The sequence below is a fragment of the Tardiphaga alba genome (assembly GCF_018279705.1).
Classification (GTDB): domain Bacteria; phylum Pseudomonadota; class Alphaproteobacteria; order Rhizobiales; family Xanthobacteraceae; genus Tardiphaga; species Tardiphaga alba.
In genome coordinates this window covers 3,864,202-3,885,082 of record NZ_CP036498.1, presented here as the reverse complement: position 1 = coordinate 3,885,082, position 20,881 = coordinate 3,864,202, and the positions used below count along the sequence as shown (strand labels likewise).

General features: G+C 63.3%; 15 protein-coding genes. 7 read left to right on the top strand and 8 right to left on the bottom strand.

Going from position 1 to position 20,881, the window contains the following annotated elements; translation table 11 throughout:
* Window positions 1-68 precede the first annotated feature (68 nt).
* The 7 genes from RPMA_RS18375 to RPMA_RS18345 all read right to left on the bottom strand — a co-directional run bounded on the left by RPMA_RS18375 (window position 69) and on the right by RPMA_RS18345 (window position 3,363).
* Window positions 69-314 (bottom strand): hypothetical protein, encoded by a 246-nt coding sequence (locus tag RPMA_RS18375; RefSeq protein ID WP_211909128.1) that lies wholly within the window; start codon window positions 312-314, stop codon window positions 69-71.
* Complete coding sequence (locus tag RPMA_RS18370; RefSeq protein ID WP_211909127.1) at window positions 307-1,380, bottom strand: hypothetical protein; 1,074 nt, start codon at window positions 1,378-1,380, stop codon at window positions 307-309. The genes RPMA_RS18375 and RPMA_RS18370 overlap by 8 nt, the downstream gene beginning before the upstream one ends.
* Window positions 1,377-1,604, bottom strand: coding sequence for a hypothetical protein (locus RPMA_RS18365; RefSeq protein WP_211909126.1), 228 nt, complete (start codon window positions 1,602-1,604; stop codon window positions 1,377-1,379). The genes RPMA_RS18370 and RPMA_RS18365 overlap by 4 nt, the downstream gene beginning before the upstream one ends.
* A gap of 4 nt (window positions 1,605-1,608) precedes the next feature.
* A complete protein-coding gene (locus RPMA_RS18360) occupies window positions 1,609-1,785 on the bottom strand; it encodes a hypothetical protein (protein WP_211909125.1) in 177 nt (58 codons plus the stop codon).
* A 63-nt stretch (window positions 1,786-1,848) separates the two neighbouring features.
* Complete coding sequence (locus RPMA_RS18355) at window positions 1,849-2,334, bottom strand: hypothetical protein (protein WP_211909124.1); 486 nt, start codon at window positions 2,332-2,334, stop codon at window positions 1,849-1,851.
* Window positions 2,327-2,842: a hypothetical protein gene (locus RPMA_RS18350; RefSeq protein ID WP_211909123.1), complete on the bottom strand. Its 516-nt coding sequence runs from the start codon at window positions 2,840-2,842 to the stop codon at window positions 2,327-2,329. Before RPMA_RS18350 ends, RPMA_RS18355 begins: the two co-directional genes overlap by 8 nt.
* Window positions 2,839-3,363: a DNA N-6-adenine-methyltransferase gene (locus RPMA_RS18345; RefSeq protein WP_211909122.1), complete on the bottom strand. Its 525-nt coding sequence runs from the start codon at window positions 3,361-3,363 to the stop codon at window positions 2,839-2,841. Before RPMA_RS18345 ends, RPMA_RS18350 begins: the two co-directional genes overlap by 4 nt.
* Before the next feature lie 947 nt (window positions 3,364-4,310).
* On the opposite strand from RPMA_RS18345, the gene RPMA_RS18340 reads away from it, so the two are divergent.
* The 7 genes from RPMA_RS18340 to RPMA_RS18315 all read left to right on the top strand — a co-directional run bounded on the left by RPMA_RS18340 (window position 4,311) and on the right by RPMA_RS18315 (window position 19,326).
* Window positions 4,311-4,817 carry a secretin and TonB N-terminal domain-containing protein gene (locus RPMA_RS18340; protein WP_211909121.1) on the top strand — a complete coding sequence of 169 codons (507 nt, stop codon included), beginning with the start codon at window positions 4,311-4,313 and terminating at the stop codon, window positions 4,815-4,817.
* Window positions 4,818-4,929: 112 nt separating this feature from the next.
* Window positions 4,930-5,463, top strand: coding sequence for an RNA polymerase sigma factor (locus tag RPMA_RS18335; protein ID WP_211909120.1), 534 nt, complete (start codon window positions 4,930-4,932; stop codon window positions 5,461-5,463).
* A 91-nt stretch (window positions 5,464-5,554) separates the two neighbouring features.
* Window positions 5,555-6,547, top strand: coding sequence for a FecR family protein (locus RPMA_RS18330; protein ID WP_211909119.1), 993 nt, complete (start codon window positions 5,555-5,557; stop codon window positions 6,545-6,547).
* A 188-nt stretch (window positions 6,548-6,735) separates the two neighbouring features.
* Window positions 6,736-9,537, top strand: coding sequence for a two-partner secretion domain-containing protein (locus tag RPMA_RS28085; protein WP_249225281.1), 2,802 nt, complete (start codon window positions 6,736-6,738; stop codon window positions 9,535-9,537).
* Window positions 9,534-11,207, top strand: coding sequence for a hypothetical protein (locus RPMA_RS28080; RefSeq protein WP_249225280.1), 1,674 nt, complete (start codon window positions 9,534-9,536; stop codon window positions 11,205-11,207). Before RPMA_RS28085 ends, RPMA_RS28080 begins: the two co-directional genes overlap by 4 nt.
* Before the next feature lie 35 nt (window positions 11,208-11,242).
* Window positions 11,243-17,083, top strand: a complete 5,841-nt coding sequence (locus RPMA_RS18320; RefSeq protein WP_211909118.1) for a hypothetical protein — start codon at window positions 11,243-11,245, stop codon at window positions 17,081-17,083.
* Window positions 16,993-19,326 (top strand): filamentous haemagglutinin family protein, encoded by a 2,334-nt coding sequence (locus RPMA_RS18315; RefSeq protein WP_211909117.1) that lies wholly within the window; start codon window positions 16,993-16,995, stop codon window positions 19,324-19,326. Before RPMA_RS18320 ends, RPMA_RS18315 begins: the two co-directional genes overlap by 91 nt.
* Window positions 19,327-19,448: 122 nt before the next feature.
* Here RPMA_RS18315 and RPMA_RS18310 read toward each other — a convergent pair whose 3' ends face one another.
* Window positions 19,449-20,594: a GGDEF domain-containing protein gene (locus RPMA_RS18310; protein WP_211909116.1), complete on the bottom strand. Its 1,146-nt coding sequence runs from the start codon at window positions 20,592-20,594 to the stop codon at window positions 19,449-19,451.
* Window positions 20,595-20,881: the final 287 nt, after the last annotated feature.

The following is a 20,881-nucleotide window of genomic DNA, read 5'->3' as shown; positions in this document are numbered from 1 at the left end:
GATCCAGCTCGCAAGCCAGATGGCCAAGAAGGCCGGAACGAATAGTCGGGCAAAATAGAGGGCGCTTCTCATCGTCCCTGATCCCCAATGCGTGCGGGAGTGGCTTCCGCGCTCCAGACCACATCCATGCGCTGCTTGTTCATCGAGTGGTTATAGTCATCGAGCACGCGATGGCGCAGCGCTGATCCCATCTCGTCGCAGCAATGCGCCATCAGAACCTGCGAGGCGTTGACGTGCTTCACGTCCATGGCCAGCTCATAGGTCGTGATGTCGGGAAGCGGCTCGAACCGGGTGCGCCAGCAGGAACTACCCATTGCTACTCTCCTTGCCCGACACGGCATCGGAGGGTGCCGCGCTTGTTTTCTTTGCTTTTACGAATGCGATGAACTCGCAGTCCGCCTTATGTGGCTCGGCCGGATTGCGCATGTCATTGCCGCACCCTGGGCAGAGGAAATGGCTGACATCCAACGCGGGTGCGCACTCTTTGCGAGCAAGGGCATCGCGGGCGATCTGTGCCATCGCCTGTTCGCACGGGCTGCAGCTATGCGGGAAATCGCGGATGCGTCGCAGCGCTTCCTCCCATCCCCCATGCGCTGGCCGGGAGAGGGCGGCGCGTGCTGCTTGATCAGCCGCAACGAGACGTTTGATCAGGCCGGCGATGGTTCCTTCGATCCGATCTGTTCCGGCATCGCGACCAAGAAAAGCTATGGCGCACACGATCTCCGTTCGCGCGGCTTCCAGCGCCTCCCTCACCGCATCCGGCTCGGGCGAGATGTCGTAGGCCGGCAGTGTCGAATCCAGCAGAGCTTGTCGCAGCATCTCGCCTTCTTCGGCCGTCAGCTTGCGCTTCGGCTCGGGCGAGTTATCCGGGATTTCCGGAGAGGTGGTTTCAGTTGTTGCATAATCTGCAACAACTGGATTGGCACTGCTTGCAGCAGAGTGTTGGGCTTCTGACGGGCCGGGTACCACCCGCGATGCGCGGTCGGGGGCAGCAACCGGCTTTGCAACGTTGCCACCATCCCAGCTATCGCTAGCCGTGGTGGGCGTATCCGGCCCTTGCTGAAGGCTTTCGCCGTGGGATCGCGCTGATTCTTCCAGCCGAACTCCCGACCCGTCAGAACTCGATCCATCGCCCAGCGCGTCGAGGGCAGCCTTATAGGCGCCGACGCGATAGTCGACATGGTTGATGTCGCCGCGCTCGTAGCCATCGCGGATGAACTCCAAGGCTTCGCGCATTCTGCCGCATGGTGGCGCTGCTGGGGCACCACTGAGTAACCCCTCTAGATCGTCGAGCACGCATTCAACAGCTCGATCGTAGTCGTCCATTTCTTTGGACATCAACTCGCGAACGCGGTCACGCGTTGCTTGTGTCGATTTCATACCCGACTCCACTTCAGGTGATTGCGGCTATAGACGATCCAGAGCGCGAGGTTCATGGGCAGTAGGCCCCACGCGCCAGCGACGCAAATCCAGACCAGCCAGAGCAATTGATTGCCGAGCCCGACAAGCCATGCCTGCGGGTGCTTATTGCCAGCCAACAGCGTCATCCAGATGGTGATGACGGAAAGCAACCAGGGCAGATAGGTGCGAGTGGCGTCGACCATGGCGCTAGTACCAATCATCAATGTTGTGGAAGACGTGACCGGCGGGCGTCACCGTGACCTCGCACCCGTCGGATGCGATGAAGCTGACGGCTTTGCCAGTTGCTTTCGCCTGCGCGTGAGCCTGCTGGTTCTCGCGCGCCTCACGTTCTCGAATCTCGCGGGAGCGCTGTTCGTCCGTCATTTTACTTCTCCTGCGGTATCGGGCTGGGAAGGGGACGGTGATGCGGGTTGAGCGCGTGAGTGGTCAGAAGGGGATCGCACGAAGTGTCTCCTCAGAAACGGTGCGCCCGACCACCTGGTCCGGCTTGCCCATCTTCGCGATTTTGGCGAACCAGCCGCCGGCCTTCGCGCAGTCTTTGAACTTGGAGTCGCGAAGTAGCTTCCCGCTCGGGAGGGTGAGGTTCATCAGGATTACTGACACAACCTGCGCTTTGATGCGTTCGACTTGCTGTTCCTGTTGCGCTGCTGCGGGTGCCGCTCGGGTCGTGGCGCGGGGAGATGCGCGGCGGCGATCTCTGTCCACGCAGGTCAGGAGGTTGGTGAACGTGTGGCGCAATACGGGTGTCAGCAGGTCTTCGTCGTCGCGCACGATGTCCTGCCACTTACCGAACAGACGGTCGGCATCGGCAGTCGGATCTCCCTCAACGAGTTGGATGAGGATTTCCAAGGGGTTCTTCTGGGCGGTCCGGGAAACAGCGGCGGCGCCGGTGCGAACGGTCGTGTTAAGCATTGCTTGGCTCCATGGTTTCGATGTCGATTTCGATGCCGAGTGACTTGAGGACTTGATACGCGAGGATGTTCCGCTTCACGTATTTGCGCTGGTATTCGTTCCGGTGCTCTGGGTCGCGCATGTGACGCTCTCTACGTTTGATGGCGTTCACCTTCTTTTTCTTGCCGTGCGCCTTACGTTTCTGTTCCAGGTGCCGGGCCTTTTGCTCAGGCGTCCAGTTGAGGCGCTTCTGCCGCTCCTTGGCTTTCCACTCGGGCGTGGCACGGATCTTCCGTTGCCGCTCAAGGCGGGCAGCGTGTTGCTCTGGCGTCTGCGGTTTCCGTGGCGGACGACCGCGCTTTTCGTTGTGCCGTGCCCAGCTTGCGCGACAAGACGCGCGCCGCTCCTCGAGGTGCTCTTGATGATATTGGCGGTAGTAACGGCGCTGCCATTCACGCGAGCACAGCTCGCCGCACGTCTTCTGCCGGCGCGCGTCCATAGGCATTTCGCAGACCACGCAGAGCTTCATGACGCAGGCCCTCCATCCTTGGAGCTGAGCGCGGGAGCCATGAGGACGCCGAGCCCGCGAGAAGCGGCGAGGCGCAATGCCTGCGCGGCTTTGCTGCCGGCCGCAAAAAGGGTGGTGCCCTGGGCCGGTGAATTGCCAGGCTTGCCGTCGGCGCTGATGAACTTCAATTTCGGCGCAACGAACAGGATGGCGTCGGCCTTGGTCGATTGCCGCTGCCACCACGGCGCGGACGTCCGGTCTGGCGTCAATGCGACGCCGCTCCCGTGGCGAAAGAACTTCTCCAGCCATGGCTCGATGGCGCCGCGGCCGCCGAAGGGCGGGTTCATCCAGACGAAGCCGCGCCAATTCCAGGACAGGCTATCCTGATCCTTCAGCAGGCATTCCTTCGCCGGAATCCATGGCGTCACGTCGAGGCCGGGCGAAGCCACGTCCAAGTCGAACTGGCAGCCCAGCGCCTCGAAGACATGAGGCGGCGTGTACCACTCGTCTGTCGCGCCGACGCATTGCTCATGGAGGGCCATATCAGCAGCCCTCCCGCATTGGTGCGGCCAGGTCGCGGGAGCCAGCGGGGCGCTGATGGGAAGTCATGGTGCCGCCCTCCACCAGTTCCACCAGTGGTCCGGGTAGGGATCGGGATAGGGAGGCGGGCAAATGCCGCCACGCTTAAAAAACGCGTGGAAGGCTTCCCGGCCGTGCTGCCAATAGAGGCGCTGAACGGCGAGGCGGCGCGCGCTCATCGGGCGCCCCTGCGGTGTCCACGGCGCCTGTGCTGAACAAGCGCCGACTGAGCGGACAGCGACCGTTTGGCGCGTTCCGTCTCACGCGTGATCGGACGAGACTTTGCCGCGGGTTGAGCGAGACGGCGGGGAGGTACAAATCGGATGGTCATGAGGCCCTCCGGAGAGGGCGAGCACTGTGGAAACGGTGAGGGGGGAGCAGAAATTTCTCGTTTGAAATCAACGAGGCGCTTTCGCCCTCACTTTTCCCTAAGCCGTTGGTTTTGCGAGACAGTTCATCAACTGCCTCCCCACCATCCTGATTTCATTGCGGAAATGACGAGGCCGGTGACCCTCAATTCGGGCCGGCTTTTTCCGTCCGGTTTCCTGGCGACGATCCCAAGCCTGCTAGCTCCTGAACACGTGACATGCTCGCATTAAGTTACCTGGTCGCCGGCGCTGGAAACGTCGTTCATCTCGAGCGCCTCGCGTGGTGCTGAAATCGGCACAGAGCGGAGACTGGGTTTGACCTCGCTATACCGGTTTCGATATGAGCTGGCTTCTGGCAGTTTTGAACAAGTCGGGATGTGGGACCTGAGTTGACCTGGATTGACCGGCGAGCCGTGTGTTTTGTTCTTGCGCTTTTTCTTGCGCTCGTTTCCACCGCGCATGGCGCTGGCGCCGGCGAGACAACATCTTCTCGGATATATGAGATTGCGGCGCAGCCGCTCGATGCTGCTCTCGATGTCTATATGAGGACCAGCGGAACACAGGTCTTTTATGAGACCGCACTGACAGCTGGTTTGACCGCGAAGGCGGTCAATGGCCGTTTTACGGCAGACGCCGCCTTGAATGAGCTGCTAGCTGCCACCGGATTGATCGCCCGTCGCACCGATTCCGATGCCTTCATTATCGTGCCGGCACCACAACAGAAGGCGGCATCGACCGGGCTGGTCGCAGCAACAGGTCTTCGCTTCATGACAGCGCTTCAGAAAGGGGTTGTCGATGCGCTATGTCGCAGCGAGCGAACGCGACCCGGATCCTACAAGGTGGCCATCGAGATCTGGATCGCAGCATCAGGTGCGTTTCAGCGGGCATCGCTGGTGGGCTCGACCGGAGATGCGGAGCGGGATCGTGCGGTGGTCGAAGCGCTGAGCGGCGTCTCTTTACGAATGGCGCCGCCGCCCGATAGCCCCCAGCCATTCATCCTGAGTGTCGGCGCGCGACGGCCGCATCAGAGCGGCGACTGCAGCGGCTAGGTCGCAGTTTAGTCGGCTTGTCATAAAAGAGTGATAGTCGAGCGCGGCTTCTTCCTGCCGGTGGCGTCGGCTGCTTGTGTGTTTGCCGGATGGCTCGAGGATCTGTCGGTCTATGACGGGAACGACATGGACGGCATTGCGGGATTTGCTGGCCCTTCGCTATGACGACTTTCGGACACGTCTGATCCGACAGTTCGGATCGGAGGAAATCGCCAGCGAAACTCTGCACGAGACGTGGCTGCGGCTGGATCGTCCTGGCAGTGCCGGGCAAGTGCGTAGCCCTCCGGCATTTCTCATGCGAATTGCGGCCAATATTGCAAAAGATCAGCAGCGTGCGGAGCGCCGCAAGACAAAGCGGCATGAAGCGGACGAGGCTCTGGATGTTGCCGACCCCGCGCCGGATCCGGCGAGAACGGTCGAGGCCAAGCTCGATCTCAAAAAGGTCGAGGCGGCGATTGCGCAACTGCCCAAGAGGACGCAGGCCATCCTGATGGCATCGCGGCTGAATGGCATGTCTCACCAAGCTATTGCGGACAAGCTCGGCATCTCCAAACGTACGGTTTTGTACGAACTAAAACAGGCCGTCGTCTTGCTCGACGTCATGCTTAAAAATAATTCGTATTCGGATTGCACTGATGGCGGCTGAGAAACGTCATAGAATTGTCGTGCGAGTTTTGGCGACCTGCAACGCGGGGTCGTATCCGGTTTGCATCGTTGCGACGGGATGTTGTTGACCAATGGAACATGCAGACAACGGGCAGGGCAGCGGCGATATGATACGACGGGAGGCCTGGGATTGGGTCTTGCGCCTCACGTCGGGGGAAGCGAGCAGGGCTGAACTGGCCGATCTTCAGAACTGGTGCGCGCGTAGCCCATTGCACGCCGACGCTTTTGCGCAGGCAAATGAACGATGGAAATCGTTCGGTCCCGCCCTCGAAAATATGGCACGGCAGCCAATCGGACAAAGTCTAGCAGCGCTGATCGCCGAGAAGCCCACTCGCCCTTTGATGGGCAGGCGAGCTTTTCTCGGTGGGGCACTGGCAGCATCGGTGGCTGGAGCGGCAGTGGTGGCGGTTCGCCCGCCGCTTGGGCTGTGGCCATCGGTCACCGAGATGGCTGCGGATTATCGCACGGCCACCGGCGAGCAACGTCATATCGCATTGGCCGATACCGGCACCGTCGAAATGAATACGCGGACGAGCTTGAATCTCAGTATCGATCTCGCTGGGATCGATCGGATCGATTTGATTGCGGGGGAGGCGGCGTTCGCGACGCGTGCCAAGGGCATGGCCGTCATGGCAGGAAATGGTCGTACCACCACTGATACTGCAAATTTCAGCGTGCGATGTGATGGACCGAACGTCACAGTTACATGCGTCGAAGGCGAGGTTTCAGTGACCTTGCACGGCGCGGCTGTGACTTTGCGAGACAACCAGCAGGTTGCCTACGCCACCGACAGATTGGGGCCGCTCGTTCCCGTCGAAGCCGCCGTGGTGACCGGGTGGCGAGAAGGCGAGCTGTATTTCAAGAACGAACCGCTGTCGCGCGTAATCGATGAGGTCAATCGATATCGCGTCGGACATATCGTTCTGATGAATGAAAGGCTCGGTCGCCGTCGCTATACTGCACGTTTCAAGCTCGATCGGCTCGAAACAGTCGTCACGCAGTTGGAGGCGGCATTCGGCGCGCGCGTGACCAAATTGCCGGGCGCGATTCTCGTCATTACTTAAGCTGTATGACATCGGTTTGACGGTGCGGCGTGAGCAGCATTCATGCTGCCGATAAATCGATCTGCAAAAAGAATCTTTCGAAATCGTTGCACACCTCGCGGTTCTGAAACGTCGTAAGGCCGGTCCAGAGCATTCCGCGACAGACCGAAGCTCTAGCCGTGCCGGTGTGTCCGATCAGAAAGTCTGAAATGCGCAATTCTCGTTCGTCGAAGTCCCTTGTCCGCCGCCACGCAGCTTTTCTGACCGGTGCAAGCGTCGTCGCGCTCACGTTTATGGCGGTGGGGGACGCGCATGCCCGCGCACTGAACGGTGGTAACGGCAGTGGCGCGGTCTCCGCGCCGAACCTGGCGTCGGATGCTGCGGCCCTAGCGGCGCGGCAAGCTGCCAGCGCAACGCGGCAGACGCAGGATTCGCTGACGCGCGCCGCACGGGCCTTGCAGGATATCCAGGCGGTGCAGGCTGCAGCGCGCGCGGCAGCGGCTGCCGCGCAGGCCTCCGCAACAGCGCCGATCGCGGTTCCAAACGGGCTCGGAGCAGGCGGGCTGGATCAAGGGAACTACAACTGGAATGGCGCTGCGGGCACGCCGACCCAGAGTGTCGATGGCAACGGACAGACCCAGGTCAATATCCGCCAGCTCACCCAGCAGGCGATCCTGAACTGGCAGAGCTTCAACATCGGTGCGCGCACCACGCTGACGTTCGATCAGGGCGGCAATGCAAACTGGGTGGCGCTCAACCGCGTCAACAACGCCACCGCGCCCAGCCAGATCCTCGGCAACATCAAGGCCGATGGCCATGTCTATGTCATCAACCAGAGCGGCATCATCTTCGGCGGCAACAGCCAGGTGAATGTCGGATCGCTGATCGCGTCCACCGCCGATATCAAGGATGCGCAGTTCACGGCGAACGGCATCTACAGCACCCAGAGTGGCGGCAATTTCACGCCAAGCTTCACCGCGGCCGGCGGCAAGGTGGTGGTCGAGGCCGGCGCGACGATCGCAACGCGCGCGCCGAGTTCGGTGACCTCGGGCGGCGGCTATGTGCTGATGATCGGCAGCGAGGTCAGCAATGCCGGCAGTATCGCGACGCCGAAGGGGCAGGTGCTGCTCGCTGCCGGCGACGACTTCATCATCCGCCGCGGTCTCGGCACCGATGCGAATACGAGTTCGACCACGCGCGGCCACGAGATCTCGACGGTGATCGCGGCGAACAGCGTCAATGGACTGGTCCGCAACAGCGGGCTCATCCTCGCGCAGCAGGGCGACATCACGCTGGCCGGCCGCACGCTGTTGCAGGACGGTGCGCTGATCTCCACCACCTCGGTGAATACCCGCGGCACCATTCATCTGCTGAACCGCGCATCGGACGCAGTTGGCAGTGTCGTGTTCGGTGCCGGCAGCCTGACCACGGTCCTGCCCGAGATCGACAGCAAGGAAACGGCGCTCGACAGCCAGCGCGATGCGCTGATCAAGGCGTCAGATGCCGCCAATCTTCTGCGCGCTTTGAGCGCCACCGGCGATTTCGACAATTTGTCGAAACTCGCCGACCGTCAGGACCAGTCGCGCATCGAGATCGTCACCGGCGGCAGCATCACCTTCAAGGGCGGATCGACCGTCGCGGCGCAAGGTGGCCAGATCGCCGCGTCGGCGGGCAAGCAGATCGTCGCGGAAGACGGTGCGCGGCTCGATGTTTCCGGCGTCCGCAATGTCGCGCTGGCGATGGCGAGCAACAATATCAAGATCAACCTGCAGGGCAACGAACTGCGCGATAGCCCGCAGAACCGCGATTCCGATGTGCTGAAGAGCCAGGATGTGTGGATCGACGTGCGTGCGCTGACGCTGCTGCCGACCGGCACCGGCGGCTATGCCGGCGATCGCTACTACACCGGCGGCGGCCTGATCGAGGTCGGCGGCCATCTCGCCAACACCGCGCATACGATCGGTGAATGGACCGCCGTCGGCGGCACCATCACGCTGGCGGCCAATGAGGTGATCGCGCAGCGCGGCGCGGTGTTCGACCTGTCGGGCGGCTCGCTGGATTATGCCGCCGGGTGGATCCGCTCGACCAACCTGATCGGCAGCGACGGCCGGCGCTATTCGGTGGACGATGCACCGGCAGACCTGCGCATGATCGGCTTTGCCGGCGGATTTGTCCGCTCGCATAATGTTGCGGGCAAGAATGACGAGCGTCTCACCGAAGTGTGGACCACGGTGTTCGACCGCGGCCGCACGTCGCGGCGCTGGGAGGAGGGCTATACGGTTGGCCGCGATGCGGGCAAGCTGATCCTGTCGGCGCCGACGGCATCGTTTGCAGCAAATATCGTCGCGGACACCATCACCGGTGAGCGACAGACGACCAAACGTTCCACCGGGCTTGCCGATGGCTACAAGGCGACGCAGTCGATCGTCGCACAGAACGGCACGCTGGCGCTTGGGCGCTATGATGCAAATGGCCGGATTGATCTCTACAACTCCGATGTGCGCATCACCGATGACGCCAGCGGCGGCGGAGCGAATACGGTATGGTTCGATGCAAAGCATCTGAGCGAACAGAATCTCGGCGGGCTCGATCTCGGCACGCGCGGCAAGATCACCGTGGATGCGGATATGAGTTTCGCGCAGGGAGCGGATATCCGCTTCATCGCGCCCGTCATCGAGATCGATGCCGCTATCACCGCGCAGAGCGGATTGTTCAGTACGACGAATGTGTTTCGCGCGGCGAATACCACGAACGATATTTTCCTGACGAGCAGCGGCCGGTCGGAACTGGCATTGTCCTCCGGCGCGGCAATCGATCTGCGCGGCGCATGGGTCAATCAGGCACTGGACCTCGACGCACGCGGCCAGGCCTTCATCCATGGCGGCACGGTGTCGCTGGTCTCGTCGGGCGACGTCAAGCTCGCGCGCGGAAGCGTGATCGATGTGTCTTCGGGCGCCATGCTGTCGCGTACCGGCAAATTGACGGGCGGCAAGGCGGCGATGTCGCGATGAAGGCTGAAGCGGCTGGTGCGTCGCGCGGCGGACGTTTGACATTGGACGGTGAGATCCGCGGTCACGGCGTGAATGGGGGCGGCAAGCTCGACATCGAGACCGGGGGCAAGATTGTGATCGGCGGCGCTGCCGCGGATGCGTTGCGGCTTGATCCGTCGCTGTTCAAGACGGGCTTTGCGAATTATGCCGTCAACGGCCATGGCGGCGTCACCGTCGTCGCCGGCACGCAGCTCGATGTGGCGATGCCGGTATTGACGCTCAAGGCCGATGCGATGGCGGTGCCGTCAGGTGCATCGCCGGCTGCTGCGCTCGGCCTGTGGGAGCAGCCGCTGTATCTCGAGGATCCGCGCGATGCCGCGTTGACCCAGCGCAAGGGCGCGAGCCTGACGCTGCGCGCCAATGCCACGGTGCCGCAGACTGCCGATGTCGATGCGGCGAGCGTCATCGTCGAAAAGGGCGCGGTGATCACTGTCGATCCCGGTCAGAAGATTGACATTGCAGCGCTCGGACAAATCACAGTCGAAGGCCGGCTGAATGCCTTCGGCGGCGAGATCGCGATCGATCACATCGTCTTCGGCATTTCACAGGCTTACAATCCGGAGGTGCATAGCCGCTCGATCTGGATCGGCGACAACGCGGTGCTGGATGTGGCCGCACGCGCCGTCACGGCCGTCGATGTGCAGGGGCGCTCATATGGTATCGTTCGCAATGGCGGCACCATCGCGATCGGGGGCAGCGCCGATTTCGAGACCTCCACGCTGACCGAGATGCCGGATTCCTTCGTCGTCATCCGCTCCGGTGCGGTTCTGGATGCATCAGGCACGCAGGCGGTTATCGATGTTCCGGCCGGCGGGTTCGGGAAGTCCTCATCGCCACTGACTATCGCCAGCAATGGTGGCACGATCAGTCTGCAGTCCTCTCTCGGCATGGTGCTCGATGGCGATATGCGCGCTGCGGCCGGCGGTGCGGGGGCGGCGGGCGGAACGCTGAAGCTGGGGCTGAGCGGCGCCAGGTACAAGGGCCAGTCAGTGCCCAGCGACCCATTGCCCGATGCGGCGGTTCTGACGCCCCGCGAAATCGCCATCGTGATGACGCAAGGCGGCCACACGATTTCTGACCAAATGCAGCCCGGAGACGCCGGATTGGCGTATGGAATGGCGCGTCTGGGCGTTGATCAGATCGAAGCCGGCGGCTTCGGAAATCTCACGTTGCTGTCCAATGGCATCACCACATTCGCGGACGGCGTCAATCTGAAGCTCGCGCAGAGCCTGCAGATCTATAGCCCGATCGGCCTGGCCGCAGGTGCCCCGGCCGATGCGCGCGTTGCGCTGGAAGCGCCCCATATCCTGTTCGGGCAGGCGCCGCTGTCGGCGGGGTCGGACCAAAACGCGATCTTGCCGGGTCTTGCGTCCAGCCGCTCAGACGATCCGTCAACCCAGCCGTCGCGCGCTTATGACGGCGCGTATCTCGGTATCATCGCCGATCACATCGATGTGCGCTACGGCGGGTTCGGCGGCCTGCAGGGCAAATTGCGGATTGACGGCCAAGCCTTTGGTCGCGGTGGTTTCCGCGCGGTGGCGCTGACCAGCAGCGGTGATATCCGCATGCTTGAAGAACCGACGTTCAGCGGCCAGCCGGTCGGCTCGCGCCTGTCCGCCCCGGCGACCTGACCATCACCGCGGCGCAGATCTATCCGGGCACCCGCGTGCAGGCGCTGATCGAATCCGCGGGCACGCTGACCATCGCGCGCACGCCCGGCACCGATCCGGCGGTGCCGTATTCGGTATTCGGTTCGCTGCGGCTCGAAGCGCCCGTCGTCAATCAGGGCGGCGTGGTGCGCGCGCCGCTCGGCCTGATCTCGGTTGGCCGCGATATCAGCATCAGCAACAATGTCGTCATCGTCTCTCCTTCGCAGACAAACCTTCTTGCCGGCAGCGTCACCTCGGTGAGCGCCGCTGGTCTCGTGCTGCCCTATGGCGGCACCATCGATGGCCTGACCTACAAGTTCAACGGGACCGATATCACGCCGGACGACGCGCTCGGCACCGACAATAGCGGCGCTGCTACCCGTGGCATTTCGCTGCGCGGTATCGCCATCGATGTCGCTCAAGGCGCGGTCATCGATCTCAGCGGCGGCGGCACGCTGGTTGGCGCCGGTTTCTTCAGCGGCCGCGGCGGTTCGGTGGACATCCTCACCACGGCGCTCGCCAACGCCAATCCCGCCTTCGGCTATAGCAGCGCCGGTAACAAGGTCTACGCCATCGTGCCGGGCTTCACCGGCCCGGCGCCACTGGCTGACAAGAGCGCCGCGGGAACGCCGGTGATCGGCCAGCAGGTGACCGTGCCTGCGGGCGTGCCGGGCCTGCCGGCCGGCACCTATACGCTGCTGCCGTCGAACTATGCGCTGCTGCCGGGCGCGTTCCGCGTCGAGATCGGGCAGGGCGTCACCATGGGCCGCGCACCCGTCGCCACCGAGATCGGCACCTATGTCGCCACCGGCCATCTCGGCATCGCGAACACGGATGTCCGCTCGGCGCTGCCGAACCATCTGCTGATCACGCCCGGCGACAAGGTGCGCACGCACTCCGCCTATAATGCGATGGACTACAATTCCTTCGTTCTGGCGGATGCGATCAGGCGCGGTTTCTCGCGCGGCATGATCACGTCGGATGCGAAGATGCTGGAACTGTTCCTGTCGACGGGCGCCGGCATGGGCAGCACGCCGGCGCTGGCATTCGACGGCAAGGTGCTGTTCGCGCCGGAGGCCGGCAGTGAAGGCTATGCCGGCACATTGACGGTGCGCGGCACCATTCAATCGGACATCGAGATTCTCGCTGCGGGGCAAGCGCCGGTGAAGGGCGCGAATGGCATTGCCATCTATGCTGACCAGCTCAATGCCTTCGGCGCGGCGCGTATGTCCATCGGCGGTGGCATGTCGCTGGGCTCGCAGGGCTCCAACATCGTGAGGTTCGGGGCCCATCAGGCCAACAGCATCACGGTGCGGTCGGGCGTGGTTCTGTCGGCCGCCGAGATTTTCCTCGTCGCGACCCAGGGTCCAAGCAAGTCGGGCACCGGCACTATCACGATCGAGCAGGGCGCCACCATCACGACGATCGGCCGCGGTCCAGTGCCGTTCGATTCCAGCGACGGCTTCGTCTATATCCCGTCCACCCAAGCGGTGTTCGTGGTGTCCAACGGATGGGTCAATCTGCTGGCACCGGACTCGCCATCGACATTGACCAGCGGTCCGGTCGCCATCGATGTGGGCGGTTGCGTGGCCGGCTCCATCTGCCGCGGCGAGACGGCGTTGTATTCCGAAGGAACCATCGGCGCGGCCACCACTGCAGCCTTCACTTTGCGCGACAATCTGCGCTATGGCACCCGCAATCTCGTCTTAGGCGTCTCCGCGGTCAATCTCGGCACGGCCGAGGCGCTCGCTCAAGCGGGCGCGGCCGGGCAATTGCCGCCGGGCATGGCGCTGAACCAGACGGTTCTCGCCAATCTCCTGCGCGGCAATACCAGCGTCGGCGCGCCCGCGCTGGAAACGCTGGTGCTGAATGCGCGCGAGTCCGTGAATATCTACGGCTCGGTGAATCTCGACACGCTCGATCCCGCAACCGGAAAGTCGTCGCTGGGGCGTCTCGTCTTCGGCGCGCCCGCGATTTACGGTTACGGCGCGGCCGGCGACAAGGCGACCATCACCACCGGCGAATTCATCTGGTCCGGCGCCATCGGCAACGGCGGTGCCAGCAGCAACAACGGCGCCTACATCCCCGGCTCCGAATCGTCGCAGCTTCCCGGTGCGCCGGTGCTGACCCGCCTCGGCAGCGGCACCTTCGATGTCGTTGCCGAGCGCATCCTGCTCGGCTACGCGCCGAATTCGCGCCCGAACACGCTGGTCTCGGCAGATCGCCTCGCGCTCGGCTTCAGCGGCGTCAACTTCACCGCGTCCGAACGCGTGTCGTCGAGCGGCAAGGGCTCGCTCAGCGTCTATCACACGCAGGGCGCCTATCAGCCCGGTACCGGCTATGCCTTCAGCGGCGGCGATCTCACCATCCGCACGGCGATGGTCACCGGAGAGGCCGGATCGACCAACACGATCAGGGCCGGCGGCAATGTGCTGATCACGGGCAACGGCGGCAGCGCCACGGCCACCAGCGATGTGCTCGGCGCCGAGTTGAAGATATCCGGACAGACCATCACGCTCGACACGGCCGTGGTGATGCCGTCGGGGCGTCTCACGCTCGACGCCGTCAATGATCTCGTGCTGACGGACAATGCGCGGATCGACATGGCGGGTCGCGAGATCACCATGTTCGATGTGAAGAAGTATAGCTGGGGCGGCGATATCGTGCTCAGCAGCGCCAATGGCGACATCGCCATGGGGGCAGGCGCCAGCATCGATCTGTCCGCGCGCTATAACCGCGCCGGGACGCTGCAGGTGACTGCGCTGGGTGATGCGGCGGGGCATGTCGATCTCGCAGGCAGCATCCGCGGCGGCACGACCGGCGTCCATGATGCCGGCGGCACCTATGTGCCGTATGATGCGGCCGAGATCACGGTGCGGGCGCAGGCGCTGGCGGATTTCGCCGGCCTCAATACGCGTCTCAATGCCGGCCAGGTGTTCGGTGCCCGCCGCTTCCAGATCAAGCAGGGCAGCCTCACCATCGGCGACGAGGTGAAGGCCCGGCAGGTCGAGATCGTGCTCGATGACGGCGATCTCACGGTCAATGGCCGCATCGATGCGGCGGGCTTCTCGGTTGGCCATATCCGCTTGGCGGCGAAGGGCGATCTCACCATCAACGGCACGCTGGATGCCCATGGTACCGGCCTGCGCGTGGACAGCTATAGCAAGATCATCGACAGCCCGAACCGGGCGATCATCGATCTCACCACGCGGGAAGGGCGTCTCACGCTCGCCACAGGCGCGCGCATCGATCTGCGTCACGGCACGGAGGCCGCCGGCAATGACGGCCGCGCCCGCGGCACGCTCACGCTCAATGCGCCGCGCGTCGGAAGCAATGACGTCGCAGTCGATGTCAACGGCAGCCCTGTCATCTCCGGGGCCAAGAGCATCGCGGTCAATGCGTTCCGCTCCTATGACGATGCGCCGCTGGCCACCGTGCCTGACGTAAATGGCGGTCGGCCGCAGCTGATCACGCAGGCCTATCTCGACGTGATCGACGGCCACAGCAGCGCCTTCATCGATGCTGCCCTGCTGAATGCGACGCTCAATGCGCGGCTCGCCGGTCTCGGCAGCTATCACCTGCGTCCGGGCGTCGAGATCGTCGGCAAGGTCAGCGCCGACAATCCGAATGGCGATCTCACCGTGTCCGGCGATATCGATCTGTCGCACTATCGCTACGGGCCGAACGCCAACCGCATCGACGCCGACAAGCGCGGCTTCGGCGAACCGGGCGCGCTGGTGTTCCGCGCCGCCGGCAACCTCAACATCCATGGCAGTATCAATGACGGCTTTGCGCCGCCGCCGGTGTCGCCGGATGATGAGAAGGGCTGGCAGCTGATCGAGGGGCGCGACACGATGGGCAATGGCCTGACGCCGTTCGGCGGCGACATCGTGGTGCCGATCGATGGTGTGAAGCTGGAAGCCGGCACCATATTCCCGATCGGTGCGGTGCTGAACTATGACATCCCCGTGCAGGGCGTGACACTTCCGGTCGGCACCACACTGCCGGCGCAGGTCACGCTGACCGGATCGTTGGCGCTGCCTGCCGGTACCGTGCTGGGAGCAGAGGTGATCGCTGCCGACGGCACCGTCTATGCGGCCGGCACGGTGTTGCCGTCCGCGATGACCCTGACTGCCGGCAGCAAGCTCGGTGCCGGTTTCGCGCTGCGCAGCACCGCCGCCGTCGCCGCCTTCATCTGGCCGAAGGGCGTGAAGATCCCCGCACTGCTGACCACCAGCACGCAGATCACGCTGGCGCAGGGATCGCTGATCCCGTCCATGACCAGCGTCAAATTGCTGGGCGGCCAACCGGTCGATTTGCGGCCGGGCGGTTCCGGCCGCAACTGGGCGCTATCGCCGATGCTGGGCGCGGGCTCCACGTCCTGGGACCTGACGCTGACGGCGGGCGCCGATCTCGGCTCGGCCGATCCGCGTACGCGCAATGCGAAGGGCAAGGGCGATATCGTTCTGGCCGACACGCATCACGGTATTCACAGCACGTCGAAGACGACCACGACGACGGTGTTCATCGGTGAGATGGTTATCACCGCGGTCGGCCTCGAAAATTGGGGCCTCGGGCCGGAATATCTTGGAAAGCCGGTCACCGACCTCATCGACCTCTACCAGCTCAACATGACGCAGGACGAGTTCTGCGCCCTGGATCCGCTTTCTTGTGGTGCCGCGCCGCGCATCTTGACGATGACAGGCTCGATGGACGGCTGGGGAGACGCGTCCTATGCTGGCAGGCCCGTCGCGGATCTTCTCGTTTGGTATCCGGGGATGACGGAGGCACAGTTCTGTTCATTGGGAGCGAACTATTGCGAGGGCGGTGGGCGGGAGGAAACCACCACGACCACCACTTATACCTACAAGTTCGGAACGCCCGGCTATAGCGTCATCCGCACCGGCACCGGCGATCTCGCGGTGGTGGCGGGGCGCGATGTCAGCATGATGTCGATGTTCGGCGTCTATACCGCCGGAACGAACAGCCTGTTGCCCGGCGGCGAGGCGGCCAATGCGCCCTATAATCTGGCGCGTGGCAAGGCCGGCGAGCATATTCTCGCACCCCTGAAATCAGAACTGACCGACAAATATGATCCGGCGCTCTCCGTCTATCGCGCCTGGTATCCGGATCAGGGCGGCAATGTGCTGGTCGATGCCGGCCGCGATGTGAAGGGCGACACATGGGGCGCGGCGGCCTGGGCCGGATCGCTCCTCCCCGAATCGACAAGCGTTCAGCCGGCGGCCGTCACCGGTAGCGCGAGCGTGAGCAACTGGCTGTGGCGGCAGGGCAGTGGCGGCACGGCAGGGGTGGGTGACATCGCCACCAGCTGGTGGATCAATTTCGGCACCTATTTCACGGTTTTTGATGCGTCGGACAAAACTCCGCGCCTGGCCGGTTTCACCGGCATCGGTGCGCTCGGCGGCGGCGATGTCACGGTGCGTGCCGGCCGCGATGCCGGCGTGATCGACACCCGTGGCGACACGGCGTGGCGCTCCAACGGCGATCACGCCCCGCGTAGCCAGGCGCTCAATCTCGCCATCGGCTCTACCGGCCGCGTGGTGAACGGCGAGCTCGTTCTCACCGGCGGCGGCGATCTCACCTTGCGCACCGGCGGCATGATCAATCCGAATGTCGCGGCAACGGCCAATGTAAACGACGGGACCATGCAGGGCGGCGAGAAGCAGCTTCTCGATCTCAACGGCACGTTCACCAATCTGCGCGGCGCGTTGAATATCGACACTGCGGGGATCGGCGGGGTCGATCAATGGTCGATGCAAAACAGCTATGGCCTGGGCCAAGCCAGAATGCAGGCCTGCGGCCCGCCGATCCCTTCCTCGCCACCGGCGGCGCTGTGATGGGCGGCATGGTGCTGATGCTGGGCGATGCCGTCGCCAGTATCGATACCCGCGGCAATCTCATTCTCGGCGGCACTGGCGATCCCGGCCGCGTCCATGCGCTCAACACGACGCCGTTCAGCTATAACGGCACGAGCTATGGCAGCGGCGGCAATGCCTGGTTCTCGCTGTGGACCGACCGCACGGCAGTCAACCTGTTCGCAGCCGGCGGCGACCTGGTGCCGACGCTGGTTTCCAGCACTGTCAAATACAGTGAGAATGTCGGCACGGAGGGGATCGACGCCGTCCACTACATGGTCATGCCGTCGATCCTTCGTGCCGTCGCGGCAAGCGGCCATATCAATTTCAGCTATGGCAGCGCGCGTGGGACCGACCGTGTGCTGATGCTGGCGCCGTCGAAGAACGGCCAGCTCGAAATGCTGGCGGGCGGGAGTATCTTTGCCGCGGGCTACGGGCTCGCAATGTCCGGCGCGGATACGGCGTTGCCGTCTCCGTTCCATCCCGCTTTCCGCGGCGAGAACGGCACGACGCGTCCTTACAACAATCTCTCCAGCGACGGGACGATGTTCTACACCAGCGACGGGGCGATGCCGCCGCTGTTCGCCTTCGGGCCGAATACGCCGCAGCTCAGCGGCCTGCACACCGGCAGCGGCGAGCCGGCACGCGTCTATGCTGGCGGGGATATCGTCAGCCTGACCTTCGGCAGCTCGCGCACCCCCGTCATGCAACTCCCCTATGGCCCGCGCAGCGCCGGCACATGGTACGAGGCCGCGACCCCGGTCTGGATGCGCGCCGGCCGGGACATCCTGACGCCGAACGTTCTCGCCATGCACAACAACGTCACCGATCTCTCGCTGATCGAGGCGGGCAATGACGTGGTCTATGCCAATGCGCAGGTGGCCGGGCCGGGCACGCTGGTGATCTCGGCGGGACGCAACATCCGTCAGGACGACAAGGGCTCGGTGACCAGCCTCGGCAGTGTCGTGCGCGGTGACACGCGACCCGGTGCCGGCATCTTCATGCAGGCTGGCATCGGCAACACGCCGCCGGACTATGCGAAGCTCGCCGCGCTCTATCTCGATCCGGCCAATCTTGCCGTGGCCGGGACGCCATTGGCCGATCAGCCCGGCAAGGTCGCCAAGACCTATGAGAAAGAGCTCGCGGCGTGGCTCAAGGCCCGCTACGGCTTTGACGGCAGTGATGACGAGCGCCGTAGCTACTTCGCATCATTGACGCAGGAGCAGCAGGGCATCTTCCTGCGGCAAGTATACTTTGCCGAGTTGAAGGAAGCAGGTCGCGAATACAACGATGCGGACGATCCGCGCGGCGGCTCCTATCTGCGCGGCAATCGCGTGATCGCAGCATTCCTGCCCGAGACCGATGCCCACGGCAATGCGATCGCGCGCAGCGGCGATATCGTAATGTTTGGCGGCTCCGGCGTGCGGACGCAGTTCGGCGGCAACATCGAATTGCTCGCGCCTTCGGGCCAGATCGTGATCGGCGTCGAAGGGCAGGTGCCTGCGGCCAGCGCAGGCGTCGTCACCCAGGGCGCAGGCGATATCAGCATGTATGCGAAGGGCAGCATTCCGCTCGGCCTGTCGCGCGTGATGACGACCTTCGGCGGCAACATCCTGGCCTGGACCGCCACCGGCGATATCAATGCCGGCCGCGGTGCCAAGACGACGGTGCTGTATACGCCGCCGAAGCGCACGACGGATATGTATGGCAATGTCACGCTGTCGCCGGTGGTGCCGTCGTCGGGCGCGGGCATCGCCACACTCAATCCGATCCCGGAAGTGCCAGCGGGCGATATCGACCTGATCGCGCCGATGGGCACGATCGACGCTGGTGAAGCGGGCATCCGCGTGTCGGGCAACGTCAACCTCGCGGCGCTGCAGGTGCTGAACGCGGCGAATATCCAGGTGCAGGGCACCGCCACGGGCATCCCAACCGTGCAGGCGCCGAGCATCTCTTCGGCGCTGTCCACCTCGAATGCCACCGCAGCGACCCAGCAGACGGCGACCCCGACGCAATCAGCCAACGCGCAGCCGTCGGTGATCATCGTCGAAGTGCTGGGCTATGGCGGCGGCGGTGGCGACGCAGAAGACGAAGACAATCGTCGGCGTCGGCTTAACCGTTCAGGTCAGCAGACCTACAACGCAGACAGCGCTGTGCAGGTCGTTGGCGCCGGCACCATGAACGACGAACAGCGGCGTCGTTTGATCGAGCAGGGGGCGCTGTGACCATGCGTCATCGCAACAGCGATTGGCCTTACGACCGGCGCCCTGTTGCCGAAGACCGGTTTCGGGATGCTCGTTGTCATGGGCCTTCCAGTGCGGCGCATATGCCGCACTGGATCGGAACCTCACGCGGCGAGATGGAAATCCGAAATGTGGACGCGATTGCGGCCGGCGGCCTTGGCCTGGTAGAGCGCTGCATCGGCGCGGCTGAGCAGCGCCTGCAAGGTCTCGGGTTCTGACGACTGGATGGCGACGCCGACGCTGACCGTGGCGTTGATCGGCCCGGCTGGGGTCTGGAATGTCTTTGCCTCGAACGTGGTGCGAATGCGCTCTGCCACCACCGACGCTGCCTTCGGGCTCGATGACGACAACACGATGCAGAATTCTTCGCCACCGAGACGTGCGGCGAGGTCGATGGCGCGGATGTTCGAGAAGATGATCTCGGCAAATGCACGCAGCACACGATCACCGGCTGCGTGGCCAAAATCGTCGTTGATGTTCTTGAAGTGATCGAGATCCATCACCAGGATCGCCGTGTTGGATGGGGTCGCCAGCGGTTTGTCGTTAAACAAGGCGCGCCGATTGAGCAGGCCGGTGAGCGGGTCAGTCATTGCATCCGACTTATGGCGGTTCGTCGTGCGGATCTGGTTGATCGTCAGCGACAACGCACCGATCCCGGTGAGGCCGACGATCACCATCAATGAATTGAACTCTTCAGCCCAGTTCATCGGGCGCTCGGTCAAAATATATTGACCATTGGCCATCAGCACGGCTCCGCATGCCATGAAGGACATTGCCGTGACAAAATAGAGCAGCGCGTTGGTCACCATCAACAGAGGGGCTTCCCTCCGCGCTTTCCAATATTGGTAGGCAGCGAGCGTCGTCAACACGCCGACAGCTATATTGGCTGTCGCCGTTCCGATGCCGGTGTAACCCAGGGCGAAAGCGGCGACGGTCGGTACCACGCCCGATGCCGTAACAATGACGACATGAATCCAGCTGGAGCGGTGGGCGCAGAACTGGATTGTGCCGCGATAAATCAGCCCGAACCCGATGATCAGCAGCAGAAACGTGATCAGTTGCAGATCCGGCTCGTATCGCTCAACGCCCAGATAGAACAGGAGTGAGGCGACTGTCAGCGCCAATCCGGTCGACCATGTGAGCAAATAGGTCTCGGAACGGGCGACAATCCACGTCGCGAGCAGGGTCAATGCGAGCGCCGTACAAGACACGCCAATGGCGATGAAGAGCGAATGTGGATCGAGCAACATGACAATCGCAACGCTTGAGACCTGTCTGCAGTGACAGGAGAGGTATCTTTAGCAGCTCGTGATGCGTGAGCCATCTGGTTTGTTTGGTAAGCGAAAGGTTACCTTGCCATGTGGAAAACAGAATGTGCTTGCCCGAACATTGATCAGTCGAACGTCGCTCAGCCCGAAGTTTTTGTCGTCTCGGTAATGAAGTCTAGATGAGCTCGATTTATAGGAGTGACGGGGATTGTAACCCGGCAAGAATAAACTTGGCGGCGGGCGAGAAGCGCAGCTTCCGTCATGGGATG

What these genes read in the sequence shown, in the direction of transcription:
- RPMA_RS18375 (WP_211909128.1), bottom strand. Translation starts at nt 314, where the DNA reads ATGGGTAGTTCCTGCTGGCGCACCCGGTTCGAGCCGCTTCCCGACATC.
- RPMA_RS18370 (WP_211909127.1), bottom strand. Translation starts at nt 1,380, where the DNA reads ATGAAATCGACACAAGCAACGCGTGACCGCGTTCGCGAGTTGATGTCC.
- RPMA_RS18365 (WP_211909126.1), bottom strand. Translation starts at nt 1,604, where the DNA reads ATGGTCGACGCCACTCGCACCTATCTGCCCTGGTTGCTTTCCGTCATC.
- RPMA_RS18360 (WP_211909125.1), bottom strand. Translation starts at nt 1,785, where the DNA reads ATGACGGACGAACAGCGCTCCCGCGAGATTCGAGAACGTGAGGCGCGC.
- RPMA_RS18355 (WP_211909124.1), bottom strand. Translation starts at nt 2,334, where the DNA reads ATGCTTAACACGACCGTTCGCACCGGCGCCGCCGCTGTTTCCCGGACC.
- RPMA_RS18350 (WP_211909123.1), bottom strand. Translation starts at nt 2,842, where the DNA reads ATGAAGCTCTGCGTGGTCTGCGAAATGCCTATGGACGCGCGCCGGCAG.
- RPMA_RS18345 (WP_211909122.1), bottom strand. Translation starts at nt 3,363, where the DNA reads ATGGCCCTCCATGAGCAATGCGTCGGCGCGACAGACGAGTGGTACACG.
- RPMA_RS18340 (WP_211909121.1), top strand. Translation starts at nt 4,311, where the DNA reads ATGAGGACCAGCGGAACACAGGTCTTTTATGAGACCGCACTGACAGCT.
- RPMA_RS18335 (WP_211909120.1), top strand. Translation starts at nt 4,930, where the DNA reads ATGACGGGAACGACATGGACGGCATTGCGGGATTTGCTGGCCCTTCGC.
- RPMA_RS18330 (WP_211909119.1), top strand. Translation starts at nt 5,555, where the DNA reads ATGGAACATGCAGACAACGGGCAGGGCAGCGGCGATATGATACGACGG.
- RPMA_RS28085 (WP_249225281.1), top strand. Translation starts at nt 6,736, where the DNA reads ATGCGCAATTCTCGTTCGTCGAAGTCCCTTGTCCGCCGCCACGCAGCT.
- RPMA_RS28080 (WP_249225280.1), top strand. Translation starts at nt 9,534, where the DNA reads ATGAAGGCTGAAGCGGCTGGTGCGTCGCGCGGCGGACGTTTGACATTG.
- RPMA_RS18315 (WP_211909117.1), top strand. Translation starts at nt 16,993, where the DNA reads ATGGTCGATGCAAAACAGCTATGGCCTGGGCCAAGCCAGAATGCAGGC.
- RPMA_RS18310 (WP_211909116.1), bottom strand. Translation starts at nt 20,594, where the DNA reads ATGTTGCTCGATCCACATTCGCTCTTCATCGCCATTGGCGTGTCTTGT.